Annotated in this window: 21 protein-coding genes; 15 read left to right on the plus strand and 6 right to left on the minus strand. The window is 28.7% G+C overall.

The window, feature by feature from the left end; genetic code table 11:
• Nucleotide 1: 1 nt before the first annotated feature.
• The 9 genes from IR151_RS09470 to IR151_RS09510 all read left to right on the plus strand — a co-directional run bounded on the left by IR151_RS09470 (nt 2) and on the right by IR151_RS09510 (nt 7907).
• Nucleotides 2-169 (plus strand): hypothetical protein, encoded by a 168-nt coding sequence (locus tag IR151_RS09470; protein WP_227434270.1) that lies wholly within the window; start codon nt 2-4, stop codon nt 167-169.
• Nucleotides 169-2484: a hypothetical protein gene (locus IR151_RS09475; protein WP_227434271.1), complete on the plus strand. Its 2316-nt coding sequence runs from the start codon at nt 169-171 to the stop codon at nt 2482-2484. Before IR151_RS09470 ends, IR151_RS09475 begins: the two co-directional genes overlap by 1 nt.
• Entirely contained in the window at nt 2484-2906 is a 423-nt protein-coding gene (locus IR151_RS09480; protein ID WP_227434272.1) for a hypothetical protein, read from the plus strand. The genes IR151_RS09475 and IR151_RS09480 overlap by 1 nt, the downstream gene beginning before the upstream one ends.
• Nucleotides 2907-3177: 271 nt before the next feature.
• Nucleotides 3178-4662 (plus strand): NlpC/P60 family protein, encoded by a 1485-nt coding sequence (locus tag IR151_RS09485; protein ID WP_227434273.1) that lies wholly within the window; start codon nt 3178-3180, stop codon nt 4660-4662.
• A gap of 14 nt (nt 4663-4676) precedes the next feature.
• Nucleotides 4677-5003, plus strand: a complete 327-nt coding sequence (locus IR151_RS09490; protein WP_227434274.1) for a DUF2577 family protein — start codon at nt 4677-4679, stop codon at nt 5001-5003.
• Entirely contained in the window at nt 5003-5434 is a 432-nt protein-coding gene (locus IR151_RS09495; RefSeq protein WP_227434275.1) for a DUF2634 domain-containing protein, read from the plus strand. Before IR151_RS09490 ends, IR151_RS09495 begins: the two co-directional genes overlap by 1 nt.
• Complete coding sequence (locus IR151_RS09500) at nt 5427-6479, plus strand: baseplate J/gp47 family protein (protein WP_227434276.1); 1053 nt, start codon at nt 5427-5429, stop codon at nt 6477-6479. The genes IR151_RS09495 and IR151_RS09500 overlap by 8 nt, the downstream gene beginning before the upstream one ends.
• Nucleotides 6476-7093 carry a putative phage tail protein gene (locus IR151_RS09505; protein WP_227434277.1) on the plus strand — a complete coding sequence of 206 codons (618 nt, stop codon included), beginning with the start codon at nt 6476-6478 and terminating at the stop codon, nt 7091-7093. The genes IR151_RS09500 and IR151_RS09505 overlap by 4 nt, the downstream gene beginning before the upstream one ends.
• A gap of 1 nt (nt 7094) precedes the next feature.
• Nucleotides 7095-7907: a phage tail protein gene (locus IR151_RS09510; RefSeq protein WP_227434278.1), complete on the plus strand. Its 813-nt coding sequence runs from the start codon at nt 7095-7097 to the stop codon at nt 7905-7907.
• A 129-nt stretch (nt 7908-8036) separates the two neighbouring features.
• Here the strand turns inward: IR151_RS09510 and IR151_RS09515 are convergent, their stop codons facing one another.
• Nucleotides 8037-8492, minus strand: a complete 456-nt coding sequence (locus tag IR151_RS09515) for a hypothetical protein (RefSeq protein ID WP_227434279.1) — start codon at nt 8490-8492, stop codon at nt 8037-8039.
• A 235-nt stretch (nt 8493-8727) separates the two neighbouring features.
• Nucleotides 8728-9138, minus strand: coding sequence for a helix-turn-helix domain-containing protein (locus tag IR151_RS09520; protein WP_227434280.1), 411 nt, complete (start codon nt 9136-9138; stop codon nt 8728-8730).
• A 298-nt stretch (nt 9139-9436) separates the two neighbouring features.
• On the opposite strand from IR151_RS09520, the gene IR151_RS09525 reads away from it, so the two are divergent.
• Nucleotides 9437-9646 (plus strand): helix-turn-helix transcriptional regulator, encoded by a 210-nt coding sequence (locus tag IR151_RS09525; RefSeq protein ID WP_227434281.1) that lies wholly within the window; start codon nt 9437-9439, stop codon nt 9644-9646.
• 37 nt (nt 9647-9683) lie between these two features.
• Nucleotides 9684-9893, plus strand: coding sequence for a hypothetical protein (locus IR151_RS09530; RefSeq protein WP_227434282.1), 210 nt, complete (start codon nt 9684-9686; stop codon nt 9891-9893).
• A gap of 231 nt (nt 9894-10124) precedes the next feature.
• On the opposite strand, the gene IR151_RS09535 is transcribed toward IR151_RS09530, so the two are convergent.
• The 3 genes from IR151_RS09535 to IR151_RS09545 all read right to left on the minus strand — a co-directional run bounded on the left by IR151_RS09535 (nt 10125) and on the right by IR151_RS09545 (nt 14019).
• Nucleotides 10125-10532 (minus strand): helix-turn-helix domain-containing protein, encoded by a 408-nt coding sequence (locus IR151_RS09535; RefSeq protein WP_227434283.1) that lies wholly within the window; start codon nt 10530-10532, stop codon nt 10125-10127.
• A 432-nt stretch (nt 10533-10964) separates the two neighbouring features.
• Entirely contained in the window at nt 10965-13463 is a 2499-nt protein-coding gene (locus tag IR151_RS09540; RefSeq protein WP_255621563.1) for an MFS transporter, read from the minus strand.
• 13 nt (nt 13464-13476) lie between these two features.
• Complete coding sequence (locus IR151_RS09545) at nt 13477-14019, minus strand: TetR/AcrR family transcriptional regulator (protein WP_227434285.1); 543 nt, start codon at nt 14017-14019, stop codon at nt 13477-13479.
• A 260-nt stretch (nt 14020-14279) separates the two neighbouring features.
• Between IR151_RS09545 and glpK the strand changes: the two genes are divergently transcribed.
• On the plus strand, nt 14280-15794 hold the full coding sequence (gene glpK / locus IR151_RS09550) for a glycerol kinase GlpK (RefSeq protein WP_227434286.1): 1515 nt from the start codon (nt 14280-14282) through the stop codon (nt 15792-15794).
• A gap of 113 nt (nt 15795-15907) precedes the next feature.
• Here glpK and IR151_RS09555 read toward each other — a convergent pair whose 3' ends face one another.
• Nucleotides 15908-16537: a TrkA C-terminal domain-containing protein gene (locus IR151_RS09555; RefSeq protein WP_227434287.1), complete on the minus strand. Its 630-nt coding sequence runs from the start codon at nt 16535-16537 to the stop codon at nt 15908-15910.
• Nucleotides 16538-17122: 585 nt separating this feature from the next.
• Between IR151_RS09555 and IR151_RS09560 the strand changes: the two genes are divergently transcribed.
• The 3 genes from IR151_RS09560 to pxpB are packed head-to-tail and all read left to right on the plus strand — an operon-like array spanning nt 17123 to nt 19878.
• Nucleotides 17123-17914 (plus strand): LamB/YcsF family protein, encoded by a 792-nt coding sequence (locus tag IR151_RS09560; protein WP_227434288.1) that lies wholly within the window; start codon nt 17123-17125, stop codon nt 17912-17914.
• Between the two features lie 28 nt (nt 17915-17942).
• On the plus strand, nt 17943-19163 hold the full coding sequence (locus IR151_RS09565) for an NRAMP family divalent metal transporter (RefSeq protein WP_227434289.1): 1221 nt from the start codon (nt 17943-17945) through the stop codon (nt 19161-19163).
• A gap of 19 nt (nt 19164-19182) precedes the next feature.
• Nucleotides 19183-19878, plus strand: coding sequence for a 5-oxoprolinase subunit PxpB (pxpB, locus tag IR151_RS09570; protein WP_227434290.1), 696 nt, complete (start codon nt 19183-19185; stop codon nt 19876-19878).
• Nucleotides 19879-19889: the final 11 nt, after the last annotated feature.

Here is a 19889-nt window from a genome sequence, read left to right on the forward strand (position 1 = left end):
AATGTATTATTATTGGAAGACAAAAGGTATTAGACCGTCCCTTTTTTATGCAATGGATAAAGGCGAATTAAAGCTTATTGAAGCTTTTTTCGCCTTAGAAATTGAAGAGGAAGTTGAAAAAATGAAGCATGGATACGGAGTTTGTCCTTTGACAGGAGGTGGTATATAGTGGGTAATGTAAGAGAAGAAGGTATAAATATGTATCTTACAGATAATTACACTCCAAAAATGAAGCAAATCATATCAGTTACTGAGACTTTTAGAAGAGTTACTGTATCTGTTTCTCCTTCAACAAATGCAATGGCAAATAATATTAAGAGTTCTATGGCTAGCGCAAGTAGTAGTATAAGTAGTGTAAATTCTTCTATAAAAAAAATGAAAGATAGCATAAAAAGTGTAAATTCTTCTATAGAAAAAATGAATGCAAGTATGAATAATTCAACTTCATCAAGTAAAAATTTTAGTGAAGATTTAGGGACAATTGGAAGAGAGGCAGAAAAGGCTAGAAGTAAGTTAGTTAGATTATCACAAATTGCAAATAGTAAAAAAGGAAGGGATACACATCCAAATGCAAGATCCCAAAATAATAATTCTGAGGTTAATAAAGACGAGCGTAATAAACCTACAAAAATAAAAACTGTACAAGAGATTGTTCAGCGAGTTAAAACTAGAACAATAGATGTTCCCAAAAAAATGGTTACTGATAAATTACCTGGACTTAAGAATAAAATTTTTAACAGCAGAGTAGTGATGGATGTAAAAGGAAGTAGCAGCGTCCAAAATATACTAAATATATTAAGTAAAATTAAAAATAGTAAATGGATTAGTGCCATTTCAGTTAAAGACTTAGCTAAAAATGTTTTAATAGGTACCTTATCAAAATTAAAGCAATTTGCTGGGAGAGTGTGGAGTGGAGCTATTTCAATAAAAGATAAAGCAAGTAGTGTATTAGGAGGAATAAAAGACAAAATATCTGATATTACTAATGGATTTTCAGTAGGTGAAGCTGTAAAAAAAGGTGTAGATTTAGTAGGTAAAGGGCAAAATCAAAAAGCTGTTTTAACTAATGTTGTTCAAAGAACTACAGGAATTAAAAATAAGGCTAAAGCTAAGTCTGAAGCTAATGATTATTACGATGATATAGTAAAAGATGTTGCATTAAAAACACCCTTTGATCCTAGTGAAGTTATTTCAATGAGTACTAAGGCAATGATGATTGGTGGAGGAGACGCTGGTAAATCAAAGAAGATAACTCAGGCTATGGTAGATGTCAGAGCATTAAATATGGATACCAGTAGTGAACAAGATGTGTCAGCAGCTTTTGTAAGTGCATCAAAGGGTAATATGGATGCACTAAATACTTTGGTTGGAGAAAATTATAAAACATTTGATGATGCACTTAAAGGTATAAAGGAGAAGCAAAATGGATTAGCTAATGAAATGGCTTCTACAATTCCTGGTTTATTATCTAGTGCATCAACTTACATTGATATGGGATTGAATAACATGATTGAACCATTTGATACTATATTACAAGGTGGATTAGAAAAGATAAATTCATTTTTAGAAAAAGTACCACAAAGTTTGGGTGGATTTTCTCAAAAAGTAGCAGATGTAATGAATGGAAAAAAGATTGCTGAAAATAAACAAAATCCAATTGAAACTCAGACAGCTACAGCACTAGGGCATATTCCAGGGGCAATAGGTAATACAGGTCAGATGCTTGCTCAAAATATTGATTTTACAGCATTAACAAATTCATTACTTCCTATAGTAAATCTTGTTAACGGATTATTAGACAGTATAAACAATAAATCACCAGTTGCACAAGGTATAATAAGTATATTTGGTACTGTAGTAACAACTGCATTTCAATTGATTGGACCTGTTGTAGAAGCCGTCAGCCCAATTATTACAAGAATTTTTACTTTTTTAGGAGAATATGCTCCTCAAATAAATAATTTTATAGAAACATTAGGAGTTATATGGAAAACAGTATGGGAGACATTAGGGCCTTTGTTAGAAACGGGATGGAAAATTGTAGAGCCAATATTAGGAGCTTTCTTTAACATATTAGATAAAGTGTGTAAAATAGTTAAAGATATATGTAAGTGGTGGCAAACTATGGTTAATAAGATAAAGAATGGAAGTATTACAGGAACTGTTTTAAAGTTAGTGGAAAAAAGTAAAAAAAATTATAAAGAGGATCCATATGCTGGAACAAAGGCTGGTGATTCTGGTAAAAATAATGCATTTGGTTTAAATTATGTACCATACAATGATTTCTCAACAAGACTTCATGAAGGTGAAATGGTTTTAACTAAACAAGAAGCAAATCAATATAGAAGTGGAAAAAATGGTGGAAATATAAGTATAGCTAAATTAGCTGATACAATAGTGATTAGAGAAGAAGCTGATATTGAAAAAGTAACATCAAAATTAGTTGCAAGCATACAAATGGCACAACTAGGAGGTGTTTTATAATGGAAATGTGGCTTAGACAAGCTGAAGATAGATTCAGATTTCCAGTAATACCATCCTCAATAAGTATAAATGGAAAAGCAACTATAAACTCATCAAATATACTTAAAGTTGGAGAAATAGCGACCTTTGGAGGAGTAGCCCTTAGAAGTATAAATATATCTAGTTTTTTTCCAAATAAGGAATACTCTTTTTGTAATTATAAAGGATTTCCATCACCGTATGATTGTGTAAATAAAATTCAAAGGTGGATGAATGAAGGTTTCATATTGAGATTTACAGTTACAGAGACAAATATAAATATGGAAGTGATAATAGAAGGTTTTAGCTATGAAGAAAAAGATGGTACAAGAGATGTGTACTTTTCATTGGATTTAAGAGAATATAAAAGACTACAGATACCTAGAGCAAATCCTAAAAAGTAGCGTAATTGTTATAAAAAATTACTCAAAGTTTAAACAAAAAGGTAGGTGATTTTTTATTATAAAGATTTGGGTACACATAAAAAACGGAAATATATATGATATAAGCAATATTGTAGATACAGTTTCTTGGTCTGGAGACTATAAGTCTCCATCACGAACATTAGAGTTTTCAATAGTACAGTCAGCTTCAGATATTAATTTTCAGCAGATTGATATTCCAATAGCTAGTACGATTTGTTTTTATGTAGATGAAAAAGAACTTTTTAGAGGAATGATAATTAATAGGTCTAAAGACTCAAGTAGTGTTAACATCAATTTTACAGCTAAAGATATGGGATTTTTACTTTTACAAAGTGAAGTGTCATATAATTTTAAGGACAAGTTAGTAGAGGATATTGCAAAGCAAGTATTTGCAGATAATAAGCTTGCAATTGGTAATATACCAAAGACTAATGTAAAATATACTAAAATGTTTATATCTGTAAATGGATATGATACCATAATGAGTGCTTATACAGAAGCAAGTAAGACTACAAAGAAAAAATATATGATAGAAGCTAATCTTGATAAATTTAATGTTATTGAGAAAGGAACTGTTACATTAAATGTTACTTTTGAAGAAGGATTTAATCTTATCAATACAACTTTTTCAGAAAGTATGGAAAATGTAAAAAATAAGGTATTGGTAGTTGACCAATATGGTAATAAGATTAGTGAGAAGGTTAATGATTCGATATTTAAAGAAGTAAATGTAATAATGCAAAAAGTTATACAACAACAAGAAAATAGTACAACAGATGTAGAAAGTGAGTTTAAAGGAATTGAAAGGACTTGTTCTCTAAAAGGATATGGAGACATAAGCTGTGTAACTGGTAGAGGAGTAAAAGTAAAAGATTCATATACTAAGTTAGTAGGGTTATTTTATATAGATACAGATAAACATACATGGCAAAATGGAGATTATCAAATTGAACTAGAACTTAATTTTCAAAATATTATGGATGAAAAGTCTGTAGGGCAAGATGAGCAAAAGGAAATTGTTGATAGTGGTGATGGTATTATGAATGGGAATGAGGTTAAAGCTTTATTTACTGCATATTATCCTGCAAATAATTCTATGGAAGGTGGACTTTATGATGCACAAGGAAATAGACTAGACCCTAAAAAGAATACTTGCGCAGCACCAAAGAGTATAAAATTTGGAACAAAGATACAAGTAAAGGGAACTGGTACATCTAGAGATGGAAAAGTTTATACTGTTACTGATAGAGGAGGAGCAATAAATATAAAAAATGGAGTGTATCATTTTGATATATTGATGGCTAGTAATAAAGAATGTAATGCTTGGGGTAAAAAGAATGGAAAAGCAGTTATAGGAGATGGCACTTACTCTATTAATTCATCAGGAAAAGCTAAGACAGTTATAGATGAGGTTATGAAGCATAGAGGAAAAGCTTATAAGTGGGGTGCCACTGGTCCAAATAGGTTTGATTGTTCTGGTCTCATGGTATATTGTTTCAATAAAGTAGGGGTAAAATTACCAAGAACATCTAAAGAACAATCTAGATATGGAAAAGATGTAGGTAAAAATAATTTACAACCCTCAGATTTAGTGTTTTTTGGAAAAGAAGTTCATCATGTTGGGATGTATATAGGTAATGGAGAATTTATACATGCTCCAGGTACTGGAGATGTGGTAAAAATAAGTAAATTAAGTAAGAGAAAAGATTTTCATAATGCAAAAAGAGTTCTATAAAAGGTGGTGATATAGTGGCTAATCCAATCAATGAATTTATTGGAATAATGAGAGAAGAAGGTAAATTTCATAATGAACCTTCTTTTTTTGTTGGAATAATAGTAAATAAATTGCCTGATTTAAAAGTATCAATGAACAATATAGTTTTAGATAAAGATAATTTACTTATAGACTGTTGGTTGTTTGATAGAGCGACAAGGGATTTTATAACAAAACAGTCTGATAATCATACTCATGAATTGAATGAACCACTTACTAGTCAACTCAATAAAGGAGATACAGTAATAATGTTTAAAGTTGGAGAAAAATTTGCAGTAGTAAGTAAGTTGGTGAGTTTATAATGTCTAACATAATATTTCCATTTATAGGTGTTCCAGAGGATTACAGAATTCCTAAAAAAGAAGAATTAGGATTATTCCATGAAGTAGCATGGGACTTTGAAAAAGACGAGCCAATATTAGAAAATGGGGATTTTAAGACTGTTGAAAAAAATGAGGCCATAAGAGTTTGGGTTTATAAGTGTATAAAAACAAATAAATATGAACATGAAATTTACTCAGATGATTATGGAACTGAATTGACTGATTTAATAGGGCAAAAGTACAGCAAAGGTCTTACAGAAAGTGAAGCATCTAGATATATAAAAGAAGCTTTATTGATGAATCCATACATTCTACAAGTAAATGTATTAAATACTAACTTTAAAAAAGATGTATTAAGTGCAGATATAAAAATATCCACTATCTATGGGGAGGTGGAAATAAATGTATAGTGAACAAACCTATGAAGTAATAAAAAATAGAACTCTTAAAAATATAAATCTAGATGTTTATAAAGGAGAAGGCTCTTTTTTAAATGATATGGTTTCTGGAAATAACTTTGAACTTGCTAAAATGTATGTTGAACTTTCTAATATACATAAAATGGCTTTTATTGAAGATACTTATGACCAGTTATTAGATAAAAGAGTAAATGAGTTTGGTGTATATAGAAAACTTGGTAGTGAAGCTACTGGGGAAGTAGAGTTTATAGGGGATAATGGTGTAGAAATAGCAAATGGAACAATTATCTCTTATAAAGATTTATTATTTGTAGTAATAAAGGATGTTGTAATTGGTGATGAAGAAGGAAATATAAGTCCAGTTCAAGCATTAGAAATTGGAACTAAATACAATCTACCATCTGACTGTGAATTTAAGTTAAATGACACTATATTTGGTGTTGAAAAGATAACAAATATAAATAAATTTTCAGGTGGTACAGAAATTGAAACTGATGAAGAATTGAGAGAAAGATTTTTCAAAATACAAAAGAATCAGGCAACAAGTGGAAATAAAGCTCATTATGAAGAATGGGCTCTAGAGGTTGATGGTGTATATAATGCAAAGATATATCCAAGGTGGAATGGCGCTGGAACAGTTAAAGTTCTTCTATTTGGTCAAAATAATCAGTCTGTTGAAGAAGAAATAATAAATAAATGTAGAGAACATATTGAAGAAGAAATGCCAATAGGGCCAACCTTAACAGTAACTACTCCAGTACCTATAAATATAAGTATAAGTGCTTCTATGGAATTAGAAGGGGGATACACTTTGGATATGGTAAAAAATAGCTTTTTGGAAAATATAAATCAGTACTTTAGAACCATAACTGGAGAAATTGTTTATACAAAAATTTTGGGTATTTTAATAAGTACTTCTGGAGTTCATGATTTAAGTAATTTACTTGTAAATAATTCAACAGATAACATAAAAATTGAGGATGATAAAATACCTAGTGTTACAACTTTAAATTTTAGTGAGGTGGAAGTTTTATGAAATTAATTGATAAACTTCCATCATTTTATAAGAATTATATAGTTGAAGCAATACAAAACTCTTATGATACTGAATTATCTTTATTGAAGGAAAATATTGATGATACTATAAATCAAATGTTTGTTGATACATCCACATGGGGTCTTGATATGTGGGAACAAATACTTTGCATTCAAAATAATGAAGATTTAAATTATGAAACTAGAAGAAGTAACATAAAAGCCAAAATACGAAGTCTAGGAACAACTAAAATAAAGGTTATAAAAAACATATGTGAGGCCTATACAAAGACTAATGTTGAAGTAGAAGTTCTTAGCAATGAATTTATATTTATACTAGAATTTGTAGTTAATAATTGTAGTTATAATTCAATTGTAGAGTTAGATAAAGTATTAGAAAGTGTAAAGCCATGTCATTTAGAACATAGGTTTAAAATGATTTTGTTGAATAAAAATGAATTGTTTTGTGGAACTGCTGTAAATACAGGAGAAACAGTTACTGTATATCCATGGACACCATCAAATATAGATATATTTGGAGAAATAAGTATTACTACAGGAAATGATAGAAGTATGGAAAAAGTAATATTATATCCTAAACAGGAGGCGATATAAATTGGCAGAACAAAAATATTATACAATTTTGACTAAAGCAGGTAAAGCATCTATTGCAAATGCTACTGCTCTTGGCAAGAAAGTAGACTTAGTGAAGTTACAACTTGGAGATGGTGGAGGAAATGAATACAATCCAACAGAGGAACAAACATCTCTTAAAAAGGTTGTTTGGGAAGGTGGTATAAGTAATGTAAAAATAGACGATGAAAATTCTAATTGGATAGTTATAGAAACTGTAATACCAGGTAGTATTGGTGGATTTATGATAAGGGAAGTTGGGATATTTGATTCAGATAATAAGCTTATAGCTATATCTAAATATCCAGAGACTTATAAACCAACTGTTGATTCTGGAAGTGTAAAAGATTTAATTATAAGAATTATTTTGGTAGTTTCTAATACATCAAGTGTAAATTTAAAGGTTGACCCAACTGTTATTTTAGCAACTTTGAAAGATATGCAAGAACTAGATAAGAAAATAGATATAACTAAAACATTTTTGACAAATGATATAGAAGCTGCTAAAACAGAGTTAAATACTAAAATTGATGACAATAAGATAGAGATTAATAACAAAGTAGGGGATACAACTTTACTAAATACGACAGATAAAACAAGTCTTGTAAATGCAGTGAATGAGGTAAAACAAGGTCTTGATAGTATAGAAACAACAGCAGAGAAAACAAGTTATGATAATACAGTAAGCAAACTTAATTCTACTAATGTCCAAGGGGCAATAGATGAGTTATGTGTTAGTGTAAACACTGCTAGAGTGAGTTTAATAAATGATATAAAAGATATGTTACCAATTTAAAGGTTATAACTTTAAATTGGTAACAATGGTTAGTAGAAGCAACAACATATACTAGTAAAATTAAAAAAATATATAAATATAAAAGAGGTAGCATTTAATGCTACCTCTTTTTATAATTAAACTATAAAATTATTGTCTGTTAACTAAAATAGCTATTTTAGCATCTGGATTATAACTTATTTGAACCATTTGATTTTTCTTAATATGTTCAAGGTCTTCACCACCATAAGCAATTTGTAATTTAACTGGTAGTTTACCTTGTTTTATAATAGCAACATACTCTTTTTTACCTTTTTTCTCTAAACTAATCAAATTGCCAACATAAGGTTTAAAGTTTTGATACTTTTTACTAGAATTTCTTATGTAGAAGAAAGCACCAACAGCAATAACTAAATTTATGCCAAGTGTAACCCAAGAATTGATTTTCAGCATAGCTCCAGCGATTATTATCACGAACATTAAAACGATAGGTAATATAGCCTTCTTAAGAAGTAATTTACCCATTATTTCATTAGCCTTTTTCTCAGGGCCACTCATAGTTTTTGATCTAGCAAATGATTGCGCGAATTTGTCTTTTAAGCCCATTTTATCCTCCTAATTTTAATAAATATTTAGTTATAATAACGAGAGATTACTTGAAACTAAAAATTTACTACATTTATATTATGTTTGACTTTTGTATAAATAATTACATTCAAGTAAAGCAAAATATACTAATTATTTTATCATAAAACTATAAAAAAGAAAATAAATGAAATAAAAATATTAGAGCAAAGAAATGATGTAAAATCGTATCAAAAGCAACATAAAAATTATTTATCTATTTTTTATCTTTATTTTTATCATATTCAGTTTTTTCAAAATCTTTCTCTTTTTCATATTCATGAAGTTTTAATTCAATCATACCTTCTATTTTTGCTCTATCATAATCACTTAGTTTTCTAAAATTTTTTAAAAGTTTTATTTCATTAGAACTGATGCTATTAAATGGATAGTTTGGTGAGGAATCGCAAATTAAATTTGATTCTTGTGATATATTATCTCCATTTAATAGCCAGTCTACAGAAACATTAAATATATCAGCTATGGATTTTAATATCTCATAATTTGGTTTTCTAATATTTCTTTCAAATTTACTCAAATTATCACAGTTTAACATTTCTTCTAATTCATATTGCTTAAGGTTCTTTGTTTTTCTTAAATAAACAATTCTTTCTCCTAAAGTATCCATAAACACTCTCCATTCAATTAATGTCAGAAAGACTTTTTAAAATATAGATAGTTGCAACTTTAAGGTCAAAATGACATAAAAAATATTGACTTAAGGTCAAAATGACTTTATAATTAATTTAATGATACGAAATTACATCCTAATTTTAGCACAAAGTAATCAAAAAATCTTATTTAGTATTAAATAAATTCATGTACTTAATATTTGTACATATTTAAAAAATATACTAAACAGAGGGAGGTGTATAAGTTTAAAAATAAAAATAAATATAAATTATTTAGAAAGGGAACTTGATTAAATGGATACTCGAAAAAAATGGATACCTTTTTTGGGAATACAGGTCAAGCAAAGGCTTATTGAATTAAACATGACTCAAAGGGAATTAGCAAAAAAAGTCGGTGTTAATGAAAACTATTTGTCAGCTATTTTAAATGGCAGAAGGACAGGAAAAAAATATAAATCATCAATTTATCAATTGCTTAATATAGAATACTCAGAAGAAGATTAATATTAATAACTAATATATGAAGAAGGGACATATTCTTATGTGTAAATTAGATTCAGATGGAGTAATAGAGTGCTGTAGAGCAATTGATGATTTTATTACAGCTCTCAATGGTGTACGAAGTTTAAACATGGAAAAATTGGATATTTTAACTAAATATTCTACTTCATGCTCAATCCTTCTTAAAGAGGAAAATTACGAAGGATGTACAATTGTATATAAAAAGATGTTGGAAGAATTAAAGACGTAAGTAATATATTAATTAGAGATAGAAAGAATTACATAGTGATATAGAATATTTTTAAAAACATATAAAAAACATATAAACTAAAATATGGATATGTTAATTCAACTACAATAAATGTATTTGTAATTAAATCATAGTTTATTTGAGCAATTTAATATCCATATTTTAGTTGCCAATTTATCACAAAAAAAGAATCTCTACAAATGATGTAAATTCGTATCAAATTATGTATGTTTAAACTGGTTTATCGTTATCCTCAGTAGGAGAATGTTTTTCTAATTCTTTATATTCAGATATCTTAAACTCTAGCATTCCTTCTATTTTTATTTTATCACGTTCATTCAATTGCCTATAGAGGTTTAATACCATCATTTCATCATCAGTTACATGTAGATTATACAAATAATCTTCCTTATTTTCTTTAACACTATTATTGGAGTTTACTTTTTCTTTTCCATATAGAAGCCAGTCAGTGCTAACATCAAAATAATCAGCTATTGACATTAATATATCGCAATTAGGCTTTCTACCTCCAGTTTCAAACTTACCTAAGTTTTCAAATTTTAAAATGTCCATAAGTTTACGCTGGGTAAGTTTTCTAGAGTTTCTCAAATAAGCAATTCTTTTTCCTAAAGTATCCATGAAACACACTCCTTTCTTTTTATAAATAAAGTCTAAATGACATTAAAAATCGAGGTATATTCCTTTTGTTTTATAAAATTACTAAAATAAAGTCTAAATGACATTTTGCTTAAATTAATATACTCATACTATGATTTTAACATATTATAATTGAAAATATATGGTTTATTTTGATTTATAGATATCTTTTAATAGACAAAAGTAGATATTGAAAATAAAGTAGTTTCAATAATATATTTTATAGATTACTTTTAAAGTATATTTGGGTATGAAAATATAATTTTCTAATAATGAAGAATATATAAAAATTATATTAAGGATAGATATTAGAAATAGAATAGTATTATACTGTAGTTTATATTAGTTAAAGATAAAGAATTTCAAAGGTTTAAAATATAATATAGGCTTACAATATAATACTATTGGATTTGTTTATCTAGTTTTGTTTTCTTTATAGAATAACAATACTATGAATGCAAGTAAATTTACGCAAAAAACTGTTATATACATCTGTCTAAATCCTAAATTTAGAGTAGATTGTAGTGTATTTTCTATTTTTGTTTTATTGTTTTCTATAGAATTTATATAATCTAGTTTTGACTTATTAAAAGCTTTTGGTATTTCATCTTTTAATTCCTGTGTTTTTGCTAGAACTAATTGAAGCGATTTTTTCTGTTGTTCCATTGTGTCAAAACCTTTTTCCATGTCTTGTTTTTTATTTATGGAATCATTTAATTTTCTCTGAAGTTCTTTCTTTTGAGATTCCATGTTTTTAAGTTTTTTACTTAATTCTTTTCTTTGAGATTTAGTTTTTTGCAATTTGGTGTTTAACTCAGCTCTTGCTTTTTTTAGTTGTTGTATTTGAGAATTTAGAGCTTCTTTTTTTTCATTTAAATTTGGTTTATTCTCACTAGAATTGTTATTTTTATTTTCTGTAGAATCATTTTTATTACTGTTTGAGTCAGAATTACTAGTGTCATTTTGCTCTTGATTATTTGATGAATTTTCATTATCAGAAGGAGTAGTACCTTGTGGTATTGTAGGTATTTTATTATAAGCAAGTGTCATTTCATTTATAGCTTTATCTTGTTTTTTTATACCTTGTTCCATACCTTTTATGCCTTTATCAGTGCCAGCGATACCTTTTTTTATTCCAGCTATTCCTTGATTAATACCAGTTCTAGCTTTTATCATATTGTCAATACCAGTTTGAATTCCTTTGATGCCACTGTTTAGTTTGTTTTCACCTTCTTCAATGCCATTTATTCCACTTTGAGTACCATCTATTCCTTTTTGGACATTTAATTCTATTTTCGTAATTACAGAAGGAACTTTTTCATCAAACATTGTTGTTGATATTTCTTTTGTGATGTTGGTAATATTGGTTGTATCTGCTGATTGAACTTTGTCTAGTAAGTATTTTGGGAGTTTGCCATCTGTCATATCCATATTAATACTTGATGAATCGTTCATGTTTGGTATAGAAATATTTTTCAAATTCTTAGCCATTTCTGGGTCTGACTTTAAATCATCTATCATAGTTTCAAGTTCTTCAAGTTGAACTATTTTAGGTGTTGATGGTTTACCAACTATATCCATAATATTATCCTGTACAGATAATCCTGCATGTGCTATAAATCCAATCATTATTGCAGGTGAAATTGAAGTTCCAATTGAACGTATCAGAGACAGTGTTGCAAGTGCAGAATTAGATTCTTCTATTTTTGTATTTGAAAGCATCATGTAATTTAAAGGTGTTCCCATAGTAAATCCCATTCCTAATCCCATAAATATAAGACTTACACATACACTAAATACTGTATTGGTTTTTAGTGCAATTAAAATCAGATAAAGAGAGCCTATCATAGATACTGAAAATCCAAGTAACAGTATCTTTTTTGCGCCAAACTTATCAATAAGTTTTCCGCTCAAAGGAGCAGCAATACCTGCAAATAATCCTAATATAGCAACAAAATATCCACCAGAACCAGCATTTATTTTTAATGCATTTTCAGCATATTGTGGAACAAATACCATACCCATCATTCCAATACCAACAATTAAAGATAAAATGAGTACTATTAGTATTCTTGGATTTAAAAAATATTCGAAATTCAAAATAGGGTCTTTAGCTTTATTTTCAACAAATATAAAAATAGGTATAAGTATTATAAATGTCAATAAATAAGGATAAACTGATGTATCTTGTAGAGAATTTTTAAAATTAAAAAAGTCTATATTCATAAGACCATATAACAAAGATACTATTATACATATCAACATTAATGTTCCTAATTTATCAATTTTCTCTGTAGATGTAGACTTATTATTTTTAATACATAGTATTCCTCCAATAATTATAACCAAGCATATTGGAAGGTTAACAAAAAACAACCACTTCCAATTTTGAGTTCCAAATATACTTAGTATTGTACTACCTATACTTGAACCTAAAATATTTGCTATACCATAAGTTGCTCCAACTAAACCTAAAGCCATACCTCTTTTGTTTTCTGGGAAAGTGGTTCCAAATTCTGCTGTAGCAATTGGCATAATTCCGCCTCCACCAATAGCTTGTATAACACGGCCAATTAGTAAAATGTAAAAGTTGGAAAATAATGATGATAATCCACAGATTAATGAGCCACTACCAAATAGAAATATACTAACTAAATATACATATTTTCTTCCTATTTTGTCTGCTAATTTACCAGAAATAGGGATTACAGATGCATATGTTAGTGTATATATAGTAATCATCCAAATTCCTGTTTTTTCATTTACACCTAGGCTATTTTGTATAATTGTTCTTGCTGGTGATACTATTCCAGTATCAATAGCTCCCATAAATATACCTAAAAGATAAAGAGTGAGTACTAAAAATAACTTTGGATTATTATCTTTGCTTTGAACACTAGTATTAGAATTCAAGGTAAACACCACCTTAATGTATTAATTTTTCAATATACGGATTTAAATCTTCAAATTCTATATGAAGATAGGTTGAGTATGAAAAAAACATTTTGATTATGATATTACATACTAATTTATCATTATTAAAGAAATCTTCTTGCTGTAAAGCTTCATATACTTTATTTGAAAGTTGCTCATGAAAATCATTTTTTTGTTTTTTCATTTCGATAAATCTTTTCATTTCAAAAGTATCTAAAAAATCGTCATATTGAATATTATGAACTTTGTTTATAAAATTTCTTATTTCTGTAAAGATAATATTTAGTTTTTCAATGTAATTATTACTATTTTTATTAGAGTATTCAATTCGCCTTATCAATAAATCCCATTCTGATTTTATAATATATTCTATTATTTCTTGTTTTGATTTGAAGTAATTATACACTGTACCTGCACTTATACCACACCTTTGGGCTATTTTTCTTATGCTAATATTTGAGTAATCTTCTTCCAAAATCATATCTCGAGACACTTTTAGTATATCTTCCTTTACATTTTCTAAAATCTTAGGCATATGACCACCTCTTTCATTAAAATTATTATGAACACTGTTTATTATAAACCTTTAAAATTTATTAATCAATATGCAAGCTATAATGTATAATATTAATATATAGATATGGCGTAAAATAGATGCCTTATTATATAAGTATTTAATCTAATTAGATTTATATTTTTTATATTTAAGCAGTAATATGTACTAAAATTATGTAATATTAGATTTTTCTTTTTAATAAGTTAATAATATTATTATATGATAAGGAGAATAAAATAATGGAAAAGAAATATGTAATGGCACTAGACCAAGGGACAACTAGTTCAAGAGCTATATTATTTAATAAAAAAGGCGAAATAGTAAAAATTGCGCAAAAGGAATTTAAACAGATTTATCCAAAAGCTGGCTGGGTAGAACATGACCCTATGGAAATATGGGGTTCACAAAGTGGGGTAATGAGAGAGGTAATAGAAACAGCAGGTATAAGACCAGAAGAAATTGCTTCAATAGGTATAACTAATCAAAGAGAGACGACCATTGTTTGGAGTAGGTATACTGGGAAACCGATTTATAACGCGATAGTATGGCAATGTAGAAGAACATCAGAAATCTGTGATGTACTCAAAAGTAAAGGATTAGAGGAATCAATAAAGGAAAAAACTGGTCTTTTGATAGATGCATATTTTTCAGCAACAAAGATAAAGTGGATACTAGATAATGTAGAAGGTGCTAAAGAAAAAGCAGAACAAGGCGAATTGTTATTTGGTACTATAGATACATGGTTAATATGGAACTTAACACGTGGGAAAGTACATATAACAGATTATTCAAATGCATCTAGAACAATGATGTACAATATAAATAACTTAGAATGGGATAAAGATATATTACGAGAATTAGATATACCAATAAGTATGTTGCCAGTAGTAAAACCTTCTAGCTATGTCTATGGGCATACAGATGAGCGTATGTTATCAGGGGCTAAAATACCTATTGCTGGATGTGCAGGAGACCAGCAAGCAGCCTTATTTGGTCAACATTGTATTGAAGAAGGTACTGCAAAGAATACTTATGGAACAGGTTGCTTCTTACTTATGAACACGGGTAGCAATATAGTTAAATCTAAACATGGTTTGCTTACAACGATTGCTTGGGGTGTTGATGGAAAAGTAACTTATGCATTAGAAGGAAGTATATTTATTGGTGGAGCATCTATCCAATGGCTTAGAGATGAACTTAAAATGATTGAATCTGCAAGCGACAGTGAATTTTATGCAAATAGAGTAGAAGATACTAATGGTGTGTATGTAGTACCTGCATTTACAGGTCTTGGTGCTCCATATTGGGATATGTATGCTAGAGGTTCAATATTGGGTCTTACAAGAGGTGCAAAAAAAGAGCATATAATTAGAGCGACATTGGAATCAATTGCATACCAAACAAAGGATGTATTAGAAGCAATGCAACATGATTCAAAATTAAAATTAAAGTCATTAAAGGTTGATGGAGGAGCCAGTAATAATAATTTCTTAATGCAATTCCAGTCAGATATACTAAATGTAGATATAGATAGGCCTAAAATAGTAGAAACTACAGCTTTGGGGGCTGCTTATTTAGCAGGATTGTGTGTAGGATTCTATATTGGAAGAAATGAAATTACATCAAAATGGTCAGTCGAAAAAGAGTTTAATCCAAATATGGGTGAAGAGAAGAGACGTCGATTATATAAAGGTTGGAAGAAAGCTGTATCAAGAGCTTTAAGTTGGGAAAAAGAAGATGAGTCAGAAATTTAAAGGTTAGATGTGTTTAAACTTAAAAGTAGGGCTTTGTAAAGCTCTACTTTTTTATTTTTACTTTTTTATTCTCAAATTTATATTTCTGCATAGTTGTAACCAAATAGTATAGTCTATTTTTCATTTTCGTATAAAAACATTGGTATAGAATTATAAATATGCTGGTCTCCAACAACCAAAAGAATATCTCCCTCTAAAAATTCAATATATGGACCAGGAGAGATTATAAGTTCCTCACCTCTTTTGATTGCAACAATTGTAGCTCCTGTATTTTGCCAAAACTTAGTTTGTGCAGCTGTTTGGCCAATGTACTTACAATTAGAATTTATTGTGAACTGAACGGGCACTAAGGGGTTTATTATTTCTAGTCTATTAGAATAATCTATAATTTTATTTATAGTATCTAAGATTTCATTTTCTAGATTTGATTTAGTATCTATTAAATTGTAAAGTGTTGATTTATATGATGATATATTTGTAATGTCTCTATATTTTTTTATAAAAGAAGAAGCTTTGTCTGGTGATAGTACAATAACACCTTTACCTTTTATGCTTTTAACAACGCCAATATCTTCTAAAATTTTAACAGCTCTTCTTATAGTTTCTGGTGATACATTGTATTTACCAGCCAAAACAGAGCGTCCAAACAATACTGAATCTTCCTGTATTTCACCTGTATATATTTTATTTGCAATATCCAAAGCTATCTTTTGGTATATCGGCATAGTATAGTTTTTTTCCATTGTTTTTCCTCCAATATAAAATTTATGTTAAAAAATATATAATCTTAATAATACTATTGTATAATTTATAAATTTATATGTCTACATTATGTACAAATATTGTCGTCTTTTTAAAATAATATTTTAACATGCATTTAGTATACATATTTAAATTTTTCCATTCAAAGTATGAAATGAAGTATTTAAGGGAATGTAGAGACATTCTATGGACAAAAATAGATAATTATATAGATGAAATAAACAAATGAATGAAAAAAAACACTTCTGTCTTGCATACAAAGTTATTAAAATTGAAAAATGCTTTAAAAATGAAAGTTAAAAGCTATAATTCATCTATAAATAATTAATTATTAACTAAAAAATGGGAAAAATGTTTTTGAAAAAGAAGTACAAATGAATGTCGATTTAAATTAATTGCAAAAAGATTCCTTAAATGGTAAAATTATATTAATTAAATGTATTAAAATAGTTGAAAAAATAGATTGCATACAAGTAATAAAATATTTCATGCAATATATATAATAAACAAAATTTAAAAATTAAAACTACTTATTCTATCAAAATGTTAGCAAGGGGGGTCATAAATTGTATAAAGTAGATTTAAATAGCGATTTAGGAGAAAGTTTTGGAACATATAAGATTGGTTTAGATGAAGAAGTCTTAAAATATATTTCATCAGCTAATATAGCCTGTGGATTTCATGCAGGAGATCCTAGCCATATGGATAAAACAGTAAAACTCGCTAAAGAAAATGGAGTTAAAATAGGAGCACATCCAGGGTTTTTAGATTTAATAGGATTTGGAAGACGTGAGATGAAAATAACAAAACAAGAAGCTAAAGATTATACAAAGTATCAATTAGGAGCATTAATGGCATTTGCAACTTCAAATGAATGTAATATACAGCATGTAAAGCCACATGGAGCTTTATATAATATGGCTGCAAAAGATAAAAATTTAGCTATGGCGATTTGTGAAGCTATATATGAAGTTAATAAAGATATTACATTGTTAGGGTTATATAATAGTGAAATGATAAATTCAGCTAAAGAGGTTGGACTTAAGTTTGCAAATGAAGTATTTGCAGATAGAGCCTATGATAGCAACGGATTTTTGGTTCCAAGAAATGTAGAGGGAGCCGTTATACATGATACAAAAACTGCAATAGATAGAGTTGTTAAGATGGTAAAAGAAGGAACAGTGGAAACTATAACTGGCGAAATTATACATATTAAAGCGGACTCTATATGTGTGCATGGAGACAATCCAAAAGCAATAGAGTTTGTTAAAGAAATAAGAAAACGTTTTGAATTAGAAAGTATAGAGGTTTGTCCATTAGAAAATATGGAAGTTTGTTCATCAGAGGACACATTGTAAGACTGATAATATGAGGGGGAAATAAAATATGAGTACAAAAAATATTACAGATAACGAAAAAGGTAAAAAAGACGTTGGGGCACTTATAGGGGCCGCATTTATAATGGCAACATCAGCAATTGGGCCAGGATTTTTAACTCAGACAGCGCAGTTTACTCAAGATTTTGGGCCAAGTTTTTCATTTGTAGTACTAATTACAACTATCCTTTTTATAGGAGCTCAAGTGAATGTATGGAGAGTAATTGGTGTATCAGGTCTTAGAGGTCAAGATATAGCAAATAAAATAGTACCTGGCTTAGGTTACCTTGTAGCTTTTTTAGTAGGCCTTGGTGGATTAGCTTTTAATATAGGAAATGTTGGTGGAGCTGCACTTGGTATGAATGTAATGTTTAATATGAATATGACATTAGGAACTGTATTAAGTGGATTAATAGCAATATTTGTATTTATGTCAAAAAATTCAAATTCTTTAGTAGATAAGATAACTAAGTTTTTAGCATTAGGTATGATAATTATAGTTGGATATGTAGCAATATCAAATCATCCTCCTGTTGGAGAAGCAGTTTATAGAATGGTAAAACCAGAAAATCCAAAGACACTGATATTTCCGATAATAACTCTACTTGGAGGAAGTGTTGGAGGATATATAACATTTGCTGGAGGACATAGATTAATAGATGGTGGAATAACAGGTGAAGAAAATATAAAAGAAATAACTAAATCATCTCTTTTAGGGATATTAGTTGCAACTATGATGAGGGTACTTTTATTTTTAGCAATATTAGCAGTGGTTTCAAAAGGGATTCAACTTGACCCAGAAAATCCAGCAGCTTCAGCTTTTAAATTTAGTGCAGGAGCGATAGGATATAAATTCTTTGGGCTTGTATTATGGTCTGCTGCAATTACATCAGTTATAGGAGCTGCTTATACATCAGTTTCTTTCTTAAAGACGCTAAATCCTTTCATAGCAAAAAATGAAAAGTATTTTATAATAGCATTTATAGCTATATCAACACTTATAATGGCGTTTATAGGAAAGCCAGCAACTTTATTAATTTTAGCAGGAGCTTTAAATGGTTTAATACTTCCAATAACTTTAGGAATAATGCTTATAGCATCTAAGAGAAAAGATATTGTTGGTGATTATAAACATCCTACATGGCTTTTGATATTTGGATTAATAGTAGTTTTAATATCTGCTTATGCAGGGATAACTTCTCTTAGTAGCCTGAGTACTTTATTTGCTTAATTTAAAAGAGGTGACATTTATGGAAACTAGATACTTGCTATCAGGAGACAAAGCAGTAGTTGCTGAATTTGGAAATGAAATATCGGAAGATATAAATAAAAAAGTAATTTCGTTTATGAGAGCGATAGAAATATCAAATCTTAAAGGTATTGTTACAGAAATGGTGCCAACATATAGGTCACTTATGATAAGCTACAATCCCTTGAAAATAGATTTTGATAGTTTAATTGAAAGCTTAAAAAAAATAGAAAATAATTTAGAAAGTATAGAGCTGCCAAAACCTAAAATACATGAAATTCCAGTATGTTACGATAAGGTATTTGGTATAGATATTGAAACTGTTGCAAGTTACAATAATCTGACTGTAGATGAAGTCATAAATATACACACAGACAGAGAGTATTTAATATATATGTTGGGATTTACTCCTGGATTTCCATATTTAGGTGGAATGGATGAAAGAATAGCTACACCTAGATTAGAAGTACCAAGAACTAAAATTTATGGTGGAAGTGTGGGAATAGCTGGTTCTCAGACAGGTGTATATCCTATAGATAGCCCTGGTGGATGGCAAATAATTGGTAGAACACCTTTAAAACTATATGACGAAAATAGAGAAGAACAAATTTTACTTCGAGCTGGAGATTTTATAAAGTTTGTTCCAATAACTTTAGATGAATTTATAGAAATTGAAAAAAATAATTTAAGTGTTTAAAAATAGTGATA

Source organism: Clostridioides sp. ES-S-0006-03 (assembly GCF_020662275.1).
GTDB lineage: Bacteria > Bacillota > Clostridia > Peptostreptococcales > Peptostreptococcaceae > Clostridioides.

Bases quoted from the DNA above. Each gene is read 5' to 3' on its own strand.
- IR151_RS09470 (WP_227434270.1), top strand. From the start codon at position 2: ATGTATTATTATTGGAAGACAAAAGGTATTAGACCGTCCCTTTTTTAT.
- IR151_RS09480 (WP_227434272.1), top strand. From the start codon at position 2,484: ATGGAAATGTGGCTTAGACAAGCTGAAGATAGATTCAGATTTCCAGTA.
- IR151_RS09485 (WP_227434273.1), top strand. From the start codon at position 3,178: ATGATAATTAATAGGTCTAAAGACTCAAGTAGTGTTAACATCAATTTT.
- IR151_RS09495 (WP_227434275.1), top strand. From the start codon at position 5,003: ATGTCTAACATAATATTTCCATTTATAGGTGTTCCAGAGGATTACAGA.
- IR151_RS09500 (WP_227434276.1), top strand. From the start codon at position 5,427: ATGTATAGTGAACAAACCTATGAAGTAATAAAAAATAGAACTCTTAAA.
- IR151_RS09505 (WP_227434277.1), top strand. From the start codon at position 6,476: ATGAAATTAATTGATAAACTTCCATCATTTTATAAGAATTATATAGTT.
- IR151_RS09515 (WP_227434279.1), bottom strand. From the start codon at position 8,492: ATGGGCTTAAAAGACAAATTCGCGCAATCATTTGCTAGATCAAAAACT.
- IR151_RS09520 (WP_227434280.1), bottom strand. From the start codon at position 9,138: ATGGATACTTTAGGAGAAAGAATTGTTTATTTAAGAAAAACAAAGAAC.
- IR151_RS09525 (WP_227434281.1), top strand. From the start codon at position 9,437: ATGGATACTCGAAAAAAATGGATACCTTTTTTGGGAATACAGGTCAAG.
- IR151_RS09530 (WP_227434282.1), top strand. From the start codon at position 9,684: ATGTGTAAATTAGATTCAGATGGAGTAATAGAGTGCTGTAGAGCAATT.
- IR151_RS09535 (WP_227434283.1), bottom strand. From the start codon at position 10,532: ATGGATACTTTAGGAAAAAGAATTGCTTATTTGAGAAACTCTAGAAAA.
- IR151_RS09545 (WP_227434285.1), bottom strand. From the start codon at position 14,019: ATGCCTAAGATTTTAGAAAATGTAAAGGAAGATATACTAAAAGTGTCT.
- glpK (WP_227434286.1), top strand. From the start codon at position 14,280: ATGGAAAAGAAATATGTAATGGCACTAGACCAAGGGACAACTAGTTCA.
- IR151_RS09555 (WP_227434287.1), bottom strand. From the start codon at position 16,537: ATGGAAAAAAACTATACTATGCCGATATACCAAAAGATAGCTTTGGAT.
- IR151_RS09565 (WP_227434289.1), top strand. From the start codon at position 17,943: ATGAGTACAAAAAATATTACAGATAACGAAAAAGGTAAAAAAGACGTT.
- pxpB (WP_227434290.1), top strand. From the start codon at position 19,183: ATGGAAACTAGATACTTGCTATCAGGAGACAAAGCAGTAGTTGCTGAA.